At 62.1% G+C, this 17,510-nt stretch carries 15 protein-coding genes and 1 other RNA gene; 2 read left to right on the top strand and 14 right to left on the bottom strand.

The features are described from left to right. Window position 1: 1 nt before the first annotated feature. The 14 genes from HX811_RS01015 to rsmI all read right to left on the bottom strand — a co-directional run bounded on the left by HX811_RS01015 (window position 2) and on the right by rsmI (window position 15,075). Window positions 2–958 (bottom strand): D-alanine--D-alanine ligase, encoded by a 957-nt coding sequence (locus HX811_RS01015; RefSeq protein ID WP_177044383.1) that lies wholly within the window; start codon window positions 956–958, stop codon window positions 2–4. Further along, the gene (gene murC / locus HX811_RS01010) at window positions 955–2,400 is read right to left on the bottom strand and encodes a UDP-N-acetylmuramate--L-alanine ligase (RefSeq protein ID WP_003216219.1); all 1,446 of its coding nucleotides are present in this window, start codon (window positions 2,398–2,400) and stop codon (window positions 955–957) included. The genes HX811_RS01015 and murC overlap by 4 nt, the downstream gene beginning before the upstream one ends. Further along, complete coding sequence (gene murG / locus HX811_RS01005) at window positions 2,393–3,463, bottom strand: undecaprenyldiphospho-muramoylpentapeptide beta-N-acetylglucosaminyltransferase (RefSeq protein WP_003216217.1); 1,071 nt, start codon at window positions 3,461–3,463, stop codon at window positions 2,393–2,395. The genes murC and murG overlap by 8 nt, the downstream gene beginning before the upstream one ends. After that, window positions 3,453–4,676 (bottom strand): putative lipid II flippase FtsW, encoded by a 1,224-nt coding sequence (ftsW, locus tag HX811_RS01000; protein ID WP_003216215.1) that lies wholly within the window; start codon window positions 4,674–4,676, stop codon window positions 3,453–3,455. Before ftsW ends, murG begins: the two co-directional genes overlap by 11 nt. Beyond that, window positions 4,673–6,019: a UDP-N-acetylmuramoyl-L-alanine--D-glutamate ligase gene (gene murD, locus HX811_RS00995; RefSeq protein ID WP_177044381.1), complete on the bottom strand. Its 1,347-nt coding sequence runs from the start codon at window positions 6,017–6,019 to the stop codon at window positions 4,673–4,675. Before murD ends, ftsW begins: the two co-directional genes overlap by 4 nt. Before the next feature lie 6 nt (window positions 6,020–6,025). Then, the gene (gene mraY, locus HX811_RS00990) at window positions 6,026–7,108 is read right to left on the bottom strand and encodes a phospho-N-acetylmuramoyl-pentapeptide-transferase (protein WP_008434230.1); all 1,083 of its coding nucleotides are present in this window, start codon (window positions 7,106–7,108) and stop codon (window positions 6,026–6,028) included. Then, window positions 7,108–8,478 carry a UDP-N-acetylmuramoyl-tripeptide--D-alanyl-D-alanine ligase gene (murF, locus tag HX811_RS00985; RefSeq protein WP_177021828.1) on the bottom strand — a complete coding sequence of 457 codons (1,371 nt, stop codon included), beginning with the start codon at window positions 8,476–8,478 and terminating at the stop codon, window positions 7,108–7,110. The genes mraY and murF overlap by 1 nt, the downstream gene beginning before the upstream one ends. Further along, a complete protein-coding gene (locus HX811_RS00980; protein ID WP_003216207.1) occupies window positions 8,471–9,934 on the bottom strand; it encodes a UDP-N-acetylmuramoyl-L-alanyl-D-glutamate--2,6-diaminopimelate ligase in 1,464 nt (487 codons plus the stop codon). The genes murF and HX811_RS00980 overlap by 8 nt, the downstream gene beginning before the upstream one ends. Continuing rightward, window positions 9,934–11,676: a penicillin-binding protein 2 gene (locus HX811_RS00975; RefSeq protein ID WP_166742205.1), complete on the bottom strand. Its 1,743-nt coding sequence runs from the start codon at window positions 11,674–11,676 to the stop codon at window positions 9,934–9,936. Before HX811_RS00975 ends, HX811_RS00980 begins: the two co-directional genes overlap by 1 nt. Next, window positions 11,676–11,969, bottom strand: a complete 294-nt coding sequence (ftsL, locus tag HX811_RS00970) for a cell division protein FtsL (protein WP_003216203.1) — start codon at window positions 11,967–11,969, stop codon at window positions 11,676–11,678. The genes HX811_RS00975 and ftsL overlap by 1 nt, the downstream gene beginning before the upstream one ends. Beyond that, window positions 11,966–12,913, bottom strand: a complete 948-nt coding sequence (gene rsmH / locus HX811_RS00965) for a 16S rRNA (cytosine(1402)-N(4))-methyltransferase RsmH (protein ID WP_003216201.1) — start codon at window positions 12,911–12,913, stop codon at window positions 11,966–11,968. The genes ftsL and rsmH overlap by 4 nt, the downstream gene beginning before the upstream one ends. Further along, on the bottom strand, window positions 12,910–13,365 hold the full coding sequence (gene mraZ / locus HX811_RS00960) for a division/cell wall cluster transcriptional repressor MraZ (RefSeq protein WP_003171868.1): 456 nt from the start codon (window positions 13,363–13,365) through the stop codon (window positions 12,910–12,912). The genes rsmH and mraZ overlap by 4 nt, the downstream gene beginning before the upstream one ends. A 355-nt stretch (window positions 13,366–13,720) precedes the next feature. Continuing rightward, window positions 13,721–14,074, bottom strand: an RNA gene (gene rnpB / locus HX811_RS00955) — RNase P RNA component class A. 95 nt (window positions 14,075–14,169) lie between these two features. Then, complete coding sequence (gene rsmI / locus HX811_RS00950; protein WP_177044380.1) at window positions 14,170–15,075, bottom strand: 16S rRNA (cytidine(1402)-2'-O)-methyltransferase; 906 nt, start codon at window positions 15,073–15,075, stop codon at window positions 14,170–14,172. 176 nt (window positions 15,076–15,251) lie between these two features. Between rsmI and HX811_RS00945 the strand changes: the two genes are divergently transcribed. Both HX811_RS00945 and HX811_RS00940 read left to right on the top strand, forming a co-directional pair. Continuing rightward, window positions 15,252–17,063, top strand: coding sequence for a penicillin-binding protein activator (locus HX811_RS00945; protein ID WP_177044378.1), 1,812 nt, complete (start codon window positions 15,252–15,254; stop codon window positions 17,061–17,063). After that, window positions 17,063–17,434, top strand: coding sequence for a YraN family protein (locus HX811_RS00940; RefSeq protein ID WP_003216193.1), 372 nt, complete (start codon window positions 17,063–17,065; stop codon window positions 17,432–17,434). The genes HX811_RS00945 and HX811_RS00940 overlap by 1 nt, the downstream gene beginning before the upstream one ends. Window positions 17,435–17,510 lie beyond the last annotated feature (76 nt).

Genomic DNA, 17,510 nt, shown 5'->3' with positions numbered 1-17,510 from the left:
CTTAGCCTCGTGGCTCTATGCTTGCTGCCAGGATCGCCAGCACCAACTGCTGGAAATCCAGGCCGGCGGCACGAGCGGCCATGGGTACCAGGCTGTGGTCGGTCATCCCGGGTGCAGTGTTGACTTCCAGGAACCAGAAGTTCCCCTCGTCATCCTGCATCACGTCTGCCCGCGCCCAACCGGCGATACCCAGCGCCTCACAGGCTTTCGCCGTGAGGTCCATCAATTCCTGTTCCTTGGCTGCGTCGAGGCCGCACGGGATCCGGTACTGGGTATCGGAGGCCACATACTTGGCGTCGTAGTCGTAAAAGGTGTGGGGCGTGCCCAATGCGATGGGCGGCAATACCTGGCCACGCAGAGTAGCGATGGTGAACTCGGGACCTTGAATCCACTGTTCCACCAACACTTGCGAATCGTAGGTACTGGCCGCTTTCCATGCGTCAATCAATTCGGCGGCTGAGTTCACTTTAGCCATGCCGATACTGGAGCCTTCATGGGCTGGTTTGACGATCAAAGGCAGGCCCAGTTCCTTGGCTGCAGAAATACAATCGTCTTCGCTGCACAGCACGCTGTGACGCGGGGTCGGAATACCCAGGCTGTGCCACACCTGCTTGGTCCGCAACTTGTCCATGGCCAGGGCCGAAGCGAGGATGCCGCTGCCGGTATACGGAATGCCCAGGCACTCCAGCAGGCCCTGCATGCTGCCGTCTTCACCGCCACGGCCGTGAAGAATGATGAAGGCGCGGTCGATCTTCTCGGCCTGCAGGCGCGACAGGAAGTCATCACCCACGTCGATGCCGAACGCATTCACACCGGCACTTTGCAGCGCTTCCAGCACGGCATTGCCGGACTTCAGCGACACTTCACGCTCAGCGCTCTTGCCACCGAACAGCACCGCAACCCGGCCGAAGTCGGCAGGTTGAATGGTCGAGAACAGGGAGCCGTAGTCAGTCGTCATTTCGACTTCCCCTGTGCGGCGGCAAACAGCGGGCTTGCCAGCAATTTAGGGGCGAGGCCACCGATGTCACCGGCACCCTGGCACAGCAGGATGTCGCCGGCACGCAGCAGCGGCTTGACGATCGGCGCCAGGTCCACACCACGCTCGATGTAGATCGGGTCCAACTGGCCGCGTTGACGGATGCTGTTGCACAGCTTGCGGCTGTCGGCACCCGGGATCGGTTCTTCACCGGCCGGGTAGACTTCCATCAGCAGCAACACGTTGGCATCCGCCAGTACATTGACGAAATCGTCGTACAGGTCGCGGGTACGGCTGTAGCGGTGCGGCTGGTACACCATCACCAGGCGGCGTTCCGGCCAACCACCGCGTACGGCCTTGATCACCGCTGCCACTTCGGTCGGGTGGTGACCGTAGTCGTCCACCAGCATCACGTTGCCGCCGTCCACCGGCAGTTCGCCGTAGACCTGGAAGCGACGACCCACGCCGGCAAAACCCGACAGGCCTTCGACGATGGCTTCATCGCTGACGCCTTCGTCGGAGGCGATGCAGATGGTCGCCAGGGAGTTGAGTACGTTGTGGTTGCCCGGCATGTTCACCGAGACATCCAGCGGCTCGCGGTCAGGACGCAGCACGGTGAAGAAAGTCTGCATGCCTTGCTGGCGCACATTGATCGCGCGCACGTCGCAGTCTTCGCTGAAGCCGTAGGTCACGGTCGGACGCTTCACCAGCGGCAGGATTTCGCGCACCACCGGATCGTCCAGGCACACCACGGCCAGACCGTAGAACGGCAGGTTGTGCAGGAACTCGACGAAGGTTTTCTTCAGTTTGTTGAAGTCACCGTCGTAGGTCGCCATGTGGTCGGCGTCGATGTTGGTCACCACGGCCACCAGCGGTTGCAGGTGCAGGAAGCTGGCGTCGCTTTCATCGGCTTCGGCGATCAGGTAACGGCTGGTACCAAGCTGTGCATTGGTGCCGGCTGCATTCAGGCGGCCACCGATGACGAACGTCGGGTCCAGGCCACCGGCGGCGAACACCGAGGCGATCAGGCTGGTGGTGGTGGTCTTGCCGTGGGTACCGGCGACGGCGATGCCGTGGCGGTAGCGCATCAGCTCAGCCAGCATTTCGGCACGCGGCACTACGGGAATGCGGCGTTCAAGGGCGGTGGCCACTTCCGGGTTGGAGGTGTTCACGGCACTGGAGACCACCAGCACGTCGGCTTCGGCAGCGTTCTCGGCGCGGTGGCCGATAAAGATTTTTGCGCCAAACGATTCCAGGCGCTCGGTGACCGGCGACATTTTCAGGTCGGAGCCGGACACCTGGTAACCCAGGTTCAGCAACACTTCGGCGATCCCGCACATGCCCACGCCGCCGATACCGACGAAGTGGATGCGACGGATGCGGCGCATTTCCGGCTGTGGCATGGCTTTCTGATTCTCAACCATGGGCCACCTCCAGGCAGATATCGACCACGGTGCGGGTTGCGTCAGGTTTGGCCAGGCGGCTTGCGGTGCTCGCCATGCTGTTCAGTCGTTCCGGTTGCATCAAAACCTCGGTCAGGCGTGCGGCCAAATCGGCGGCGCCAGTCGTTCTTTGCGGCAGCAGGAAGGCAGCGCCCTCCCCGGCCAAATATTCGGCGTTGCGGGTCTGGTGATCGTCGATCGCGTGGGGCAAAGGCACCAGCAAGGACGGCAGACCGGCGGCGGCCAGTTCACTGACGGTCAACGCACCTGCGCGACAGACCACCAGGTCGGCCCAGCCATAGGCTTGGGCCATGTCTTTGATGAAGGGCTGCACATTCGCCTCCACACCCGCATCGCGATAACGCGTGGCGGTCACTTCATCGTGGTTCTTGCCGGCCTGATGGAAGATCTCCGGGCGCAACTCCACGGGGAGTTGCGACACCGCTTCAGGCAGCAATTTGTTCAACGGTTCGGCGCCCAGGCTTCCGCCCAGGATCAACAGGTGCGCCTTGCGACCGGCCAATGGCTGGCGGGCGATGTCCATGAACAGTTCGGTACGCACCGGGTTGCCGGTGGTACGCAGCTTGTCCGCGGCACCAAAGGTCTTCGGAAACGCCTCGCATACCCGTGCAGCCAAGGGCACCAGCAGGCGGTTGGCAGTGCCGGCCACGGCATTCTGCTCGTGGACGATCACTGGCACGCCGGCGAGTCTTGCCGCAACACCGCCCGGGCCGGTCACGTAGCCACCAAAGCCCAGCACGCATACCGGCTTCACTTCGCGGATCACCTTGCGCGCTTGCCACACGGCCTTGAGCAACACGAACGGCGCCTTCAGCAGGGACAATTTGCCCTTGCCACGCAAGCCGGTGACGTTGATCAAATGCAGCGGCAAGCCGGCATTCGGTACCAGATCGTTTTCGATGCCCCGCGGCGTACCGAGCCAATGCACGGTGTAGCCACGGTTCTGGAACTCACGGGCACAGGCCAGCGCCGGGAACACGTGGCCACCGGTGCCGCCTGCCATGATCAGCACGTTAGCGCCCATGGTTCGGCTCCTCGGCGAAGTCGCTTTCGCTGAACTCCATCTCTTCGCTGCCCAGGTGGGTCCGACTCTCCCACTCGATGCGCAGCAACAACCCGAGACAGGCGCAGCAAATCACCAACGAGCTGCCGCCGTAACTGAGGAACGGCAAGGTCAGGCCCTTGGTCGGCAGCAGGCCGACGTTCACCCCGATGTTGATCAGGAACTGGCCGATCCACAGGAACGACAAGCCGTACGCCACGTAGGCGGCGAAATATTGCTTGGCCTTTTCGGCCCACAAGCCGATGTACATGCCGCGAACACACACGAACACGAACAGCGCGACGGTGCACAGCGAACCGACCACGCCCAGCTCTTCGGCGAGTACCGAGAACACGAAGTCGGTGTGGGCTTCCGGCAGGTAGAACTGCTTCTGCACGCTGTTGCCCAGGCCCACGCCCAGCCACTCGCCGCGACCGAAGGCGATCAACGCCTGGGTCAACTGGTAGCCGGAACCGAACTGATCGGACCACGGGTCGGTAAAGGTAATCAGACGGGCCATCCGGTAGGGTTGCGCCTGCACCAGAATGGTCACGGCGGCCACCGCCAGCACCACCATCAGGGTGAAGCGGAACAGGCCGACGCCGCCGAGGAACAGCATCGCCGCCGCCGCGCCCATCATTACAACGGTGGCACCGAAGTCCGGCTCCATCAGCAACAGGCCGGCCATGGGCAGCAGCACGATGAACGGCTTGAAGAAGCCCATCCAGCTTTCGCGTACTTCTTTCTGGCGCCGCACCAGGTAGCCGGCGAGGTAGATCACCACGAACACCTTGGCGATTTCCGAGGGCTGCACGTTGAACGCACCGAAGCCGATCCAGCGCATCGAACCGTTCACCTCACGCCCGATGCCGGGCAGGATCACCATCACCAACAGGCCGAAGGCGCCCACCAGCATCAGCCAACCCAGGCGCTGCCAGGTGGCGATCGGGATCATCATGGTGACGATGCATGCGCCAAGGCCAATCACCAGGTACACCAGGTGACGGATCATCATGTACAGGGTGTTGCCCGATTGCACCGCAGCCACTTCCGAGGAGGCCGAGGTGATCATCACCAGGCCCAGGCCCAGCAGCGCGAGGCAACCGGCAAGCATCGGGAAATCAAGGTCGATACCGCGCCCGGTAATGATCGGCGACGGGTACGGCTTGATGATGTTACGGAAATTGATACTCATGCCAAGGCCTCCACGGCGCGGGCGAACAGCTGGCCGCGCTCTTCGTAGTTCTTGAACATGTCGAAACTGGCGCAGGCAGGCGACAGCAGCACCACATCGCCCGGCTGAGCCAAGGCTTTGGATTGGGCGATGGCATCGTCCAGGGACTGCGCGCGCACCTGCGGTACGGCGTCGCCCAGGGCATCGGCGATCAGGCCGGAATCACGGCCCATCAACACCACGGCGCGGCAGTTGGCGGCGACCGGGCCTTTAAGGTCCTTGAAGTCGGCACCCTTGCCGTCGCCACCGGCGATCAGCACGACCTTGCCCTGAATGTCGGCACCCAAACCTTCGATGGCAGCGAGTGCCGCACCGACGTTGGTGGCCTTGGAATCGTTGTAATAGCCAACGCCATCCAGCTCGCGAACCCACTGGCAGCGATGCTCAAGGCCGGCAAAGCTGCGCAGGGCCGAGAGCATGGCGTCGAACGGCAAGCCAACTGCGTGACCGAGCGCCAGCGCCGCCAGGGCGTTGGCCTGGTTGTGGGCACCACGGATTTTCAGTTCGCGCACCGGCATCAGGTTCTGGAATTCGAAGGCCAGGTATTTCTCGCCGTTCTCTTCCCGAAGGCCGAAGGCCTTGAAGTCAGGCTTGTTCAGGCCGAAGGTCCAGCACGGCAGACCTTCGCCGATCAGCGGACGGCTCAGGGCATCCTGACGGTTCACCACCACTTGCCGCGCGCCACGGAAGATCCGGTGCTTGGCCAGGTGATAGGCCGGCAGACCGCTGTAGCGGTCCATGTGGTCTTCGCTGACGTTGAGCACGGTGGCCACTTCGGCGTTGAGCTGGTCAGTGGTTTCCAGCTGGAAGCTCGACAGCTCCATCACGTACAGCTCGACGTCGTCGTTGAGCAGGTCCAGCGCCGGCGTGCCGAGGTTGCCGCCCACGGCCACGCGCTTGCCGGCCGCAGCCGCCATCTCGCCCACCAGGGTGGTCACGGTGCTTTTGGCATTGGAACCGCTGATGGCCACGATCGGCGCCTTCGCGTTACGCGCGAACAGCTCGATATCGCCGGACAACTTCACGCCACGGGCCGCCGCCGCTTGCAGGGCCGGGGTCGCCAGGGCCAGGCCGGGGCTCACGTAGAGCTCATCGGCACGGCACAGAAACTCGACATTCAGCTCGCCACAACGCACTTCCACGTGCGGGTAGTCACGGCGCAGCGTGACCAGCTCCGGCGGATTTTCCCGCGTATCGGCCACGGCAAACGACGTGCCCCGGTTCGCCAGGAAGCGAACCAGGGACATGCCGCTCTTGCCGAGGCCGACAACGATGCGGAAGTGGTCTGAAGCGATCAGGGACACTCGTTTCTACCTCAGTTTCAGGGTGGCAAGGCCGAACAGAACCAGAATCACGGTGATAATCCAGAAACGGACAATCACCCGCGGCTCAGGCCAGCCCTTGAGTTCAAAGTGGTGGTGAATCGGCGCCATGCGGAATACGCGGCGCCCGGTCAATTTGAAGGAGGCAACCTGGATCACCACCGACAGGGTTTCCATCACGAACACACCGCCCATGATGAACAGGACGATTTCCTGGCGGACGATCACCGCGATGGTGCCCAGGGCCGCGCCCAGCGCCAGTGCGCCGACGTCGCCCATGAAGACTTGTGCGGGGTAGGTGTTGAACCACAGGAAGCCCAGGCCCGCACCGATCAACGCGCCGCAGAACACAATCAGTTCGCCTGCGCCCGGTACATACGGGATCAGCAGGTACTCAGCGAATTTCACGTTACCCGACAGGTAGCAGAAGATGCCGAGGGCACCGCCCACCATCACCGTCGGCATGATCGCCAGGCCGTCGAGGCCGTCCGTCAGGTTGACCGCGTTGCTGGAGCCGACGATCACGAAGTAGGTCAGCACCACGAAGCCGACGCCCAGTGGAATGCTGGCGTCCTTGAGCATCGGGATGATCAGGGTGGTTTCCACCGCGCTTGGCGCAGTCATGAACAGGAAGATCGCCGCGCCGAGGCCGAACACCGACTGCCAGAAATACTTCCAGCGGCTTGGCAGCCCCTTGGAGTTCTTCTCGATCACCTTGCGGTAGTCATCTACCCAACCGATGGCGCCGAACAGCAGGGTCACCAGCAGCACGGTCCAGACATAACGGTTATGCAGGTCAGCCCACAGCAGCGTACTGATGCCGATGGACGACAGGATCAACGCGCCGCCCATGGTCGGGGTGCCGGATTTGGACAGGTGCGACTGCGGGCCGTCGTTGCGTACCGACTGGCCAATCTGCAGGTTTTGCAGGGTACGGATCATCCATGGCCCGAGGAACAGCGACAACGACAGCGCGGTCAGCACACCCAGGATCCCGCGCAGGGTCAGGTACTGAAAGACCGCGAAGCCTTTGTGGAACTGTTGCAGATACTCAGCCAGCAGCAGCAGCATTAATGTTTCTCCGTACTTGAGCCACACAAGGCCGCGACGACGTTTTCCATCACCGCGCTGCGCGATCCCTTGATCAAAATAGTGGTGTGTTTGTCTTGTTCAGCCGCACTCAGTGCCTGGATCAGTTCGGCCTGGCTGGCGAAATGCCTGGCGCCCGGCCCGAAGGTGTCCACGGCGTGCAGCATGTTCGGGCCAACGGCGTACAGGGCATCGACCTTGCCAGTTGCGTACGCGCCGACTTCACGGTGAGACTGTTCGGCCCACTCGCCCAGCTCGGCGATATCCCCCAGCACCAGCACCTTGCGACCGGCGAAACCGGTCAGCAGGTCGATGGCGGCACAGATCGAGGACTGGTTGGCGTTGTAGGTGTCATCAATCACGCGCATGCCGTTGCTGGCCAGTTGCGCGACGGTGCGGCCCTTGACCGGTTGCACGGCGCCAAGGCCGGTGGCGATGCCAAACAACGACACGCCCAGCACGTGGGCGGCGGCGGCGGCAGCCAGGGCATTGGCGACGTTGTGGTTGCCCAGCAGGTTCAGTTGTACGTGCTCGTCACCTTGCGGGGTATGCAGGGTGAAGGACGGGCAGCCACGGGCGTCGGCCTTGATATTCGAGGCATGGAAATCGGCAGCGGCGTTGTGCACCGCGAAGCTCAACACCTTGCGACCGGCGGCGCGTACACGCCAGGTTTCGAAGGCCTTGTCATCGAGGTTCAGCACGGCAGTGCCGGATGCGTCGAGGCCTTCGATGATTTCGCCCTTGGCTTCGACGATCTTTTCAGGGCCGCCAAACTCGCCGACGTGGGCAGTACCGGCGTTGCTGATCACCGCGACATGAGGCTTGGTCATGGCCACGGTGTAGGCGATTTCGCCGATGCGCGAAGCACCCAGCTCAATGACGGCCGCCGTGTGTTCCGGGGCCAGTTCGAGCAGGGTCAGCGGAGCGCCGAAGTCATTGTTCAGGTTGCCACGGGTCGCCAGGACCGGGCCGCGCGTGCGCAGGATGCCGGCCAGCAGCTCCTTGACCGTGGTCTTGCCGCTGGAACCGGTGATCGCCGCAACAGGCTTGGTGAAGGCGGCACGGTTCAGCGCCCCCAGTTGGCCGAGGGCCAGGCGGGTGTCGGCGACCAGCAATTGTGGCAGCGTCGAGTCAGCGACTTCGCGCTGCACCAGAGCGCCGACAGCGCCTTTGGCAGCGACGTCATTCAGGTAGTCATGGCCATCGAAGCTCGGGCCGGCCAAGGCGACAAACAGTTGCCCGGGCTTGATCGTCCGGCTGTCGATGCTGACGCCATCAAAGCTGCAATCAGCCGACAGCACGCGGGCCGACAAGGCCTGGGTCAGTTCGCTGAATTTAAGCGGCTTAAGCATGGGCCACCTCCCACGCGGTCAGGGCGTGATCAGCCTCGACCAGATCGGAGAAGGCGTGGCGTTCGCCGTTGATTTCCTGATAGTCCTCGTGACCTTTACCGGCCAGCACCACCACGTCGTCAGCACTTGCGCCGGCGATCAATTGGGCGATGGCTGCACCGCGACCGGCGACGAACGTCGCCTTGGACGCATCTTTAAAGCCGACACGAATGTCATCGAAAATCTGGCTTGGGTCTTCGCTGCGCGGGTTGTCGTCAGTCACGAGCACACCGTCGGCCAGGCGCTCGACGATTTCCGCCATCAGCGGGCGCTTGCCGCGATCGCGGTCACCGCCACAGCCGAACAGGCACAGCAATTTACCCTTGGCGTGGGGGCGCAGGGCCTGCAGGATTTTTTCCAGGGCGTCCGGCGTGTGGGCGTAATCGACCACCACCAGCGGCTGGGTGCCGCCGCCGAGGCGCTGCATGCGACCGGCCGGGCCTTCGAGCTTCGGCAACACCCGCAGGATTTCGTCGAGGGCGTAATCCAGGCCAAGCAAGGCACCGACGGCGGCCAATACGTTGCTCAGGTTGAAACGCCCGAGCAAGGTGCTGCGCAAATGGTGCTCGCCCTGCGGCGTAACCAGCGTGGCGCGCACGCCTTCGTCATCAAAGGTGGCTTCACGGCAATACAGGTAGGCGCTGGAGTCTTCCAGGCTGTAGCTGATCAGGCGGCCGTCGCCTTGGGCGGCGGCCAGTTGGCGACCGAATTCGTCGTCCAGGTTGACCACCCGGCACTTCAGGTCATTCCAGGCAAACAACCGGGCCTTGGTGGCGGCGTAGGCCTCCATGGTCCCGTGGTAATCCAGGTGATCGCGGGACAGGTTGGTCATCACCGCCACGTCGAACGCCAGGGCAGTCACGCGCCCCTGGTCCAGACCGTGGGACGAGACTTCCATGGCAACCGCCTTGGCACCGGCCTTTTTCAGGTCGGCCAGGGTCGCTTGCACGGCAATCGGGTTAGGCGTGGTGTGCAGCCCGCTTTGCAGCGCGCCGTAGAAACCGGTGCCCAGGGTGCCCACGATGCCGCAATGCTGACCCAGCAGGTCAAGCGCCTGGGCGACCAGTTGGGTCACGCTGGTCTTGCCGTTGGTACCGGTCACGCCCACCAGGTTCAGGGTGCGGCTCGGGTCGCCATAAAAGCGCCCGGCGATGTCCGACAGTTGCGCAGCCAGGCCCTTGACCGGAATCAAAGGCACGTCGGTGATCGGCAGCACGGTGGCGCCTTCCACTTCATAGGCCACTGCCGCAGCGCCGCGTTGCAGCGCGTCGGCGATATGGTCACGGCCGTCGAACTTGCCACCCGGCACTGCCAGGAACAGGTCGCCGGCACGCACATTACGGCTGTCCAGGGTCAACTCGCGAATCAGCAGATCGCGGCCGGCGTGGGCAAAAATCTTGTTCAGGCTCAGAGACATCAGCCGCGCCCTCCATTGGCTTTTACAGCAGCGGCCGGGGGGCCGGCGTTCGCTTGTTGGGTAGCCGGCAGGTTGTCCGGTGTGATGTTCATCAGGCGCAACGTCCCGGACATCACCTTGCTGAACACCGGCGCCGATACCAGGCCACCGAAGTAACCGGCTTTGCTCGGCTCATCGATCACCACGACGATGGCGTAGCGCGGATCGCTCATCGGGCCGAAGCCTGCGAACAGCGAGCGGTAGGAGTTTTCGGCGTAGCCCTTGGTGCCCACGGCGGTTTTACGCGCGGTACCGGACTTGCCTGCCACGTGATACGCCGGCACCTGGGCACGGAACACGCCACGCGGTGCTTCGATCACTTGTTGCAGCATGCCTTGCATGGTCTTCGCGACGTTTTCCGGGATCACCTGGGTCGCAGGCGGCGCCTCGTCCAGGTGGATCAGGCTCAGCGGCACCATGCGGCCGTTGTTGGCCAGCACCGAGAAGGCGTGGGCCAGTTGGATGGCTGTCACCGACAGGCCATAACCATAGGAAAGCGTGGCGGTTTCGGCCTTTTTCCAGTCACGGTAGTTCGGCAGGTTACCCACACGCTCGCCCGGGAAGTCCAGGCCGGTGGGTTGCCCCAGGCCGACTTTCTGCGCGAGGTGGTAGATGGCTTCGCCGCCGATATCGAAGGCGACTTTACTCATGCCCACGTTACTGGAGTTGATCAGGATACCTGTCAAATCCAGCACCGGACCTTCGGTGCGCGACACGTCACGAATGGTGTATTTGCCCAGCTGCAATGTGCCCGGGTAAACCTCGACCTTGTCGGCCGGTTTCCAGCGCCCGGTTTCCAGGGCGGCACTCATGGAAATGGCTTTCATGGTCGAACCCGGCTCGAACACGTCGATCATGGCGCGGTTGCGCATCATCGCCGGTTGCAGGTTGCGACGGTTGTTGGGGTTGTAGGTCGGCTGGTTGACCATGGCGAGAATCTCGCCGGTCTTCACGTCCATGATCACCAGGCTGCCGGCTTTCGCACCGTTCTCGATGATCGCGTTACGCAGCTCACGGTTGGCCAGGTATTGCAGGCGCAGGTCAATCGACAACGCCAAGGGCTTACCGGCCTTGGCGTTTTTGGTGACCTGGACATCCTTGATCAGTCTGCCGCGCCGATCCTTGATGACCTGTCGCTTGCCGGGAACCCCGGCCAGCCATTCGTCGTAGGCGAGTTCCACGCCTTCGCGACCGTGATCATCAATGTCGGTGAAACCCACCATATGGGCAGTGGTTTCGCCGGCCGGGTAGAAACGCCGAAATTCCTCGATGCCGTAGACACCGGGGACTTTAAGGTCGAGTACTTGCTGGCCTTGTTCGGGGGTGAGCCCGCGAACCAGGTAGATGAATTCTTTATTGGCCTGGGCTTCGAGGCGTTCGCTCAGGGCTTTCGGGTCCTGGCCCAGGGCAGCAGCGAGTTCCGGCCATTTGTCCTTGGCGGTCTGCATTTCCTTGGCGTTGGCCCACAGGGTGGTCACCGGGGTACTGACGGCCAGGGGCTCGCCGTTACGGTCGGTGATCAGGCCGCGGTGTGCAGGAATCGGGATATGCCGCAGGCTACGGGCATCGCCCTGGCCGATCAGGAAGTCACGGTCCACCACTTGCAGGTCGATAATCCGCCAGGCAATCGCGCCCACCATCAGTGCCAGCAACCCCAGCACTACGCGGAAACGCCACGGGTAGAGTGCGCCCTCGAGTTTCATCATGGCGCCACCATGCGAACTTCTGCAGCGCCCGGGATGTGCATCTTCAGTTGTTCAGTGGCCAGCACTTCGATGCGGCTGTGGGCCGTCCAGGTACTTTGCTCGAGGATCAACCGGCCCCACTCCGCCTGCGCCTTGTCGCGCACGCTCAACTCCCCGTACAGGGTATTGAGCAGTTGGCGGTTGTAATGGGCGCTGTAGGACACCGCAATCGCGGACACCAGCACGCCAACAAATAGCAGCAACATAAAGAAGCTGCCGCCCGGGAGGGGCTTGGCGAAAAGTTTGCTCACCGCAACTTCTCCGCAACGCGCATGACAGCGCTACGGGCACGTGGGTTGGCCTTGAGTTCGGCTTCGGAAGCGAACTGCGCTTTGCCATGGATTTTGATTTTCGGCACAAAAGCTTCGTAACGCACCGGCAGGTTGCGCGGCAGGTTGTCGGACTCGCCCTTGACCAGGCGACGCATGAACAATTTTACGATACGGTCTTCCAGGGAGTGGAAGCTGATCACCACCAGGCGACCACCCACTTCCAGGGCTTCCAGGGCGGCTTCGAGGCCGGCTTCCAGGTCGCCCAATTCGTTGTTGACGTGAATACGCAGGCCCTGGAACGCACGGGTTGCCGGGTTCTTGCCCTTTTCCCATGCAGGGTTGGCGACTTTCAGCACCTCAGCCAGGTCGGCCGTGCGCTCGAACGGCTGGATTTCCCGGCGTTCGACCACGGCACGCGCCATGCGGCCAGCGAAGCGCTCTTCGCCGTATTCCTTGAACACACGGGTGATTTCTTCGTGGGGAGCGGTAGCGATGAACTGCGCGGCGCTGATGCCACGGCTTGGGTCCATGCGCATGTCCAGCGGGCCGTCGTTCATGAAACTGAAGCCACGCTCAGGGTCGTCCAGCTGTGGGGAAGACACGCCCAGGTCCAGCAGAACCCCGGCCACCTTGCCCGCCATGCCACGTTCGGCGACTTCTGCACCGAGCTCGGCAAAGCTGCGCTGCACAACGACAAAGCGGCCGTCTTCGGCCGCTAGCGCTTGCCCGGTGGCAATCGCTTGAGGGTCTTTGTCGAACCCGAGGAGCTTACCGTCCGGACCCAGCTGACTGAGGATCAGCCGACTGTGCCCGCCCCTGCCGAAGGTGCCATCCAAATAGCAGCCATCCGCGCGTACGGCGAGAGCCTCAACGGCTTCGTCAAGCAGTACGGTGATGTGGTTAAAGCCGCTATCAATAGTCACAGGATCAAATCACGCAGTTCATCAGGCATGGCGCCCGGTTGTTGAATAGCAGCCAGGTCAGCTGCAGAAACAGCATCCCAGGCATCTTCGTCCCACAATTGGAACTTGTTCAGTTGGCCTACCAGCATCGCGCGCTTGTCCAATTTGGCGTATTCGCGCAGACGCGGTGGAACCAGGAAACGACCACTGCCATCGAGTTCGAGGTCGACGGCATTACCAATCAGCAAGCGTTGCAGGCGGCGGTTCTCTTCACGCAGTGAAGGCAGTGCACGCAACTTGGTTTCAATCAGCTCCCACTCATCGAGTGGGTACACACATAAACAGGGATCAACGGCATCGATGGTGATGATTAATTGCCCGGAACTTCGCGAAATGAGCTCGTCACGATACCGGCTCGGCATGGCGAGACGGCCTTTTGCATCGAGACTGATAGCGTTAGCTCCGCGAAACACAGATGCGTTTCTCCAAATTTTAGCGTTTTACGTTCAAAAAACCCACTTTGTGCCACTTTCCGCCACTTGCGCACACTATAGGAATGCGCCCACCACACCGTCAAGGCGCGGATTCAAGGAAAAGCCTTACAGAACGGAGATTTAGGAAGGTAAAGGGAGGAGAAACGAGAGTTTGACGGCGATTTTGACTCAACAACACCAAATAGCTCAAAGAGCTAAGGCTTAAAGTTAAAGTAATTTATTAAGAGTAAGATTTTTTCGGTATTACGAAGACGCATCTGCTGACGATTCAGCAGGGAGGGATTCTCGCGTTACTACCAGGTTCCTGCCCGAGATTCGGACAGAAGGAAAAAAGGTGGAGAGTCGATCTGTAAGCCGGGTTCTGTCTTGAACAGTCATTCGTCTACGATGGCCATCACTGGACATCTTTAGCAACCTACCCGGTCCCAGCGCGGGCCACGCCTTGGGACCCTATTTGGTCTTGCTCCAAGTGGGGTTTACCTAGCCACGAACTGTTGCCAGTCGTGCGGTGCGCTCTTACCGCACCTTTTCACCCTTACCGGTACCGAAGTACTTAGGCGGTTATTTTCTGTGGCACTTTCCGTAGGCTCACGCCTCCCAGGCATTACCTGGCACTTCGCCCTATGGAGCCCGGACTTTCCTCCCCCCTCTAATTTTCATAGAAGGCAGCGACTGTCCAATCGACTCTCCGCCGCGCAGGTTAACGGCACGGCGGCGTTAGAACAAGTATTAAAAGACACTAATGCCATCATGTTCAGACGGAGTGCAGGCTGGAACCCGGAACTATTCGCCCTTTTGTTTATCCAGCGCCACTTGATACAGGACGTTCTTGCGTACGCCGGTTATTTCCGCGGCCAATGCAGCGGCGCGCTTCAATGGCATCTCCCTGAGCAGCAGGTCAAGAATGCGCATTGCCTCGCTGCCCACCGCATCTTCGCTTTCCGGCGCCGACCACCCCGCCACCAACACCACGCACTCGCCGCGCTGCTGATTGCTGTCGCCCTCGACAAATTCGCGCAGTTCCTGCAGCGGCAAGCCCTTGAGGGTTTCGAAGGTCTTGGTGATTTCCCGCGCCAGCAGTGCCAGGCGATCGCCGCCGAACACCAGCTCCATATCTTGCAGGCACTCAAGGATGCGGTGCGGGGCTTCGTAGAAGATCAGCGTGCGTGGCTCTTCCTTTACCAATTCCAGGCGCGCCCGGCGCCCGACGGCCTTGGCAGGCAGGAAGCCTTCGAAGATAAACCGGTCCGACGGCAAGCCGGCAGCAGACAATGCAGCAATCAGCGCGCACGCTCCCGGAACAGGCACTACATTGATACCAGCCGCCCGCGCCTGGCGAACCAGATGATAGCCAGGGTCGGAAATCAGCGGCGTACCCGCATCCGAGATCAACGCCACGTCATCACCCGCCAGCAAACGAGTGATAAAACGACTGCCTTCTTCACGCTCGTTGTGTTCGTGACAGGCGGCCAAGGGGGTCGGAATACCGAAATGCTGCATCAACCGCTGGGAGTGCCGAGTGTCTTCAGCCGCGATCAGTTTTACGTCGCGCAACACTTTCAGCGCACGCGCACTGATGTCGTCCAGGTTGCCAATGGGCGTCGCCACGACAAAAAGCGAGCCTGCAGTGGAATTCAAAGGACCTGGAGCAGTCAAAACGCACACCTCGATGGTTGGCAAAAGCCACATTGTAGCGCGTAGACGCCTTGAATATATGCCCTCGGGGCGGGTTCTATTTCAGCCGCCTATAGGGTCCTGCAACATTTACACGACCTAAATAGACGGTTTCACGCCAGTAACATCGCGCCCCGGCCAGTGCTTGGGTACAATTCCACGCTAATTTGATCGGTATCAGGAACACTTACATGATCGCTTGCCTGCGGCTGTTCTCTGCCCTCTGCCTCGCTGCCCTGTTGGCGGCTTGCGCCAGCTCGCCCTCGTCCAGCCTTGGCGACCTCCCCCGGACTCCGGATGCCAGCATCGAGCAACTGCTCGAACAGGCGACTTCGGCCAAGACTCCGGAAAAAGCCGCGCTATTTCGCTTGAGTGCGGCTGACCTGGCGTTCCACCAAAACAATCCGGGACGCTCGGCGCAGATTCTTGCCCAGGTGCCACTGGACGTCCTGAAACCGGCGGCGCAGGTATTTGCCAGCACCCTGTCGGCTGAACTGGCGATGGCCCGCAACCAGCCCAAGGCAGCGTTGACGGCCTTGAATCACCCGAGCCTGCAAAGCCTCAAGGAACTGCCGCCTGAACAGCAGATCCGCACGGGCACCGTGCATGCCCGCGCCTATGAGGCCGACGGCCAGACCCTGGCCGCCGCCCGCGAGCGCGTCGCCATGGCCCCGCTGCTGACGGGCGATGCCTACAACAGCAACCACGAAGCCATCTGGGCACTGATTGCCGCCTTGCCTGCCGATCAGCTGCAAGCCAGCGGCAACCCGACGCTGGACGGCTGGATCAGCCTGGCCCAGGCAGTCAAGGGCGCCGGCACTCTGGAGCAACAGCAGGCGGCCATCGACACCTGGCGCGCCCAGAACCCTGGCCACCCGGCAGCCTCGCAATTGCCGCAGCCGCTGACCAAGCTCAAGGAACTGGCCAGCCAGCCGCTGAACAAGATCGCCCTGCTGCTGCCGCAGGAAGGTCCGCTGGCCGGCGTTGCCAAGGCGCTGCGCGAAGGCTTCATGGCCGCGCACTACCAGGCTGAACAAGCCGGGCAGAAGCCGCCGGTGATCGAGTTCTACGACAGCTCGCGCCTGACTTCCATCGACGACTTCTACGCCAAGGCCCAGGCCGCCGGCGTGCAACTGGTGGTCGGCCCGTTGGAGAAACCGCTGGTCAAGCAACTCAGCGCACGCCCGCAATTGCCGATCACCACCCTGGCCCTGAACTACAGCGAAGCCGACCAGAACCCGGCGCAACTGTTCCAGTTTGGCCTGGCCGCTGAAGACGAAGCCCGTGAAGTGTCCCGTCGTGCTCGCGCCGATGGCCTGCACCGCGCCGCCGCCATGGTGCCGAAAGGCGAATGGGGCGAGCGCGTCTACAAGGCATTCCGTCAGGATTGGGAAGCCAATGGCGGCACCGTGGTGGGCGTCGAGTACGTTGACCAGCCGGTAGCCCTGGCCCAGCAGATTGCCGACCTGTTCCAGCTGCGCAAGAGCGAAGGCCGCGCCAAGAGCCTGCAAAGCACGGTAGGTTCGGATGTTTCCGCCCAGCCATCGCGCCGCCAGGACATCGAGTTCATCTTCCTGGCCGTGACTCCGCAACTGGCCCAGCAGATCAAGCCGACCCTGAACTTCCAATACGCTGGCGACGTGCCGGTGTATGCGACGTCCCACGTGTTCAGCGCCAGTGGCGACAAGAACCAGTACCTGGACATGACCAACGTGATGTTCTGCGAAACCCCTTGGCTGCTGAACACCACCGACCCGCTGCGCAACCAGGTCGCCGCCCAATGGCCGCAAGCCAACGGCAGCCTTGGCCGCCTGTACGCGATGGGTGTGGATGCCTACCGCCTGGCGCCGCGCCTGGGGCAGCTCAAGGCACTGCCGGACACTCGTGTCGACGGCCTGTCGGGCAACCTGGGTGTCAGCGCCAGCCAGCGTGTCGACCGCCAGATGCCATGGGCGAAGTTCGTCGGTGGCGAGATCCAGCGCCTGCCTGATACCCCGCGCTGATGCCCGAGCGGTCAAGCGCACAAAGCGGCAAGGACGCCGAACTTCAAGCTCTCGAGTACCTGCAACGACAAGGTCTGCGCCTCCTGGCGCAGAACTGGTTATGCAAACGCGGCGAGCTTGATCTGGTCATGCTTGACGGCGATACAGTAGTATTTGTCGAAGTCCGCTACAGAAAACACGCACAATGGGGTGGCGCGCTCGCCAGTATCGACGGGCGCAAGCGCCAGAAGCTGATACTCGCCGCGCAGTTTTTCCTGCTCAAGGAGCGTCGCTGGGCCGATCATCCCTGCCGTTTCGATGTGGTTGCCATAGAAAGCACTCCCCGGGGAACAGCCGATCTGAACTGGCTGCAAGATGCCTTTGACAGCTGATTCGCCGGACATCTACACCGCACACTTTTGCTCTTTGCTTTGCGGGCTGCACATTCCTGTGCCAAACAGCCGCGCT

Source organism: Pseudomonas sp. F8002, from assembly GCF_013385495.1.
Classification (GTDB): Bacteria; Pseudomonadota; Gammaproteobacteria; order Pseudomonadales; family Pseudomonadaceae; genus Aquipseudomonas.
The sequence above is the reverse complement of the archived record's forward strand: the minus strand, read 5'-3'. Positions and strand labels throughout refer to the sequence as shown.

Excerpts from the sequence above, each read along its gene's own strand:
- HX811_RS01015 (WP_177044383.1), bottom strand. The coding sequence starts at position 958 with ATGACGACTGACTACGGCTCCCTGTTCTCGACCATTCAACCTGCCGAC.
- murC (WP_003216219.1), bottom strand. The coding sequence starts at position 2,400 with ATGGTTGAGAATCAGAAAGCCATGCCACAGCCGGAAATGCGCCGCATC.
- murG (WP_003216217.1), bottom strand. The coding sequence starts at position 3,463 with ATGGGCGCTAACGTGCTGATCATGGCAGGCGGCACCGGTGGCCACGTG.
- ftsW (WP_003216215.1), bottom strand. The coding sequence starts at position 4,676 with ATGAGTATCAATTTCCGTAACATCATCAAGCCGTACCCGTCGCCGATC.
- mraY (WP_008434230.1), bottom strand. The coding sequence starts at position 7,108 with ATGCTGCTGCTGCTGGCTGAGTATCTGCAACAGTTCCACAAAGGCTTC.
- murF (WP_177021828.1), bottom strand. The coding sequence starts at position 8,478 with ATGCTTAAGCCGCTTAAATTCAGCGAACTGACCCAGGCCTTGTCGGCC.
- HX811_RS00980 (WP_003216207.1), bottom strand. The coding sequence starts at position 9,934 with ATGTCTCTGAGCCTGAACAAGATTTTTGCCCACGCCGGCCGCGATCTG.
- HX811_RS00975 (WP_166742205.1), bottom strand. The coding sequence starts at position 11,676 with ATGAAACTCGAGGGCGCACTCTACCCGTGGCGTTTCCGCGTAGTGCTG.
- rsmI (WP_177044380.1), bottom strand. The coding sequence starts at position 15,075 with ATGTGGCTTTTGCCAACCATCGAGGTGTGCGTTTTGACTGCTCCAGGT.
- HX811_RS00945 (WP_177044378.1), top strand. The coding sequence starts at position 15,252 with ATGATCGCTTGCCTGCGGCTGTTCTCTGCCCTCTGCCTCGCTGCCCTG.
- HX811_RS00940 (WP_003216193.1), top strand. The coding sequence starts at position 17,063 with ATGCCCGAGCGGTCAAGCGCACAAAGCGGCAAGGACGCCGAACTTCAA.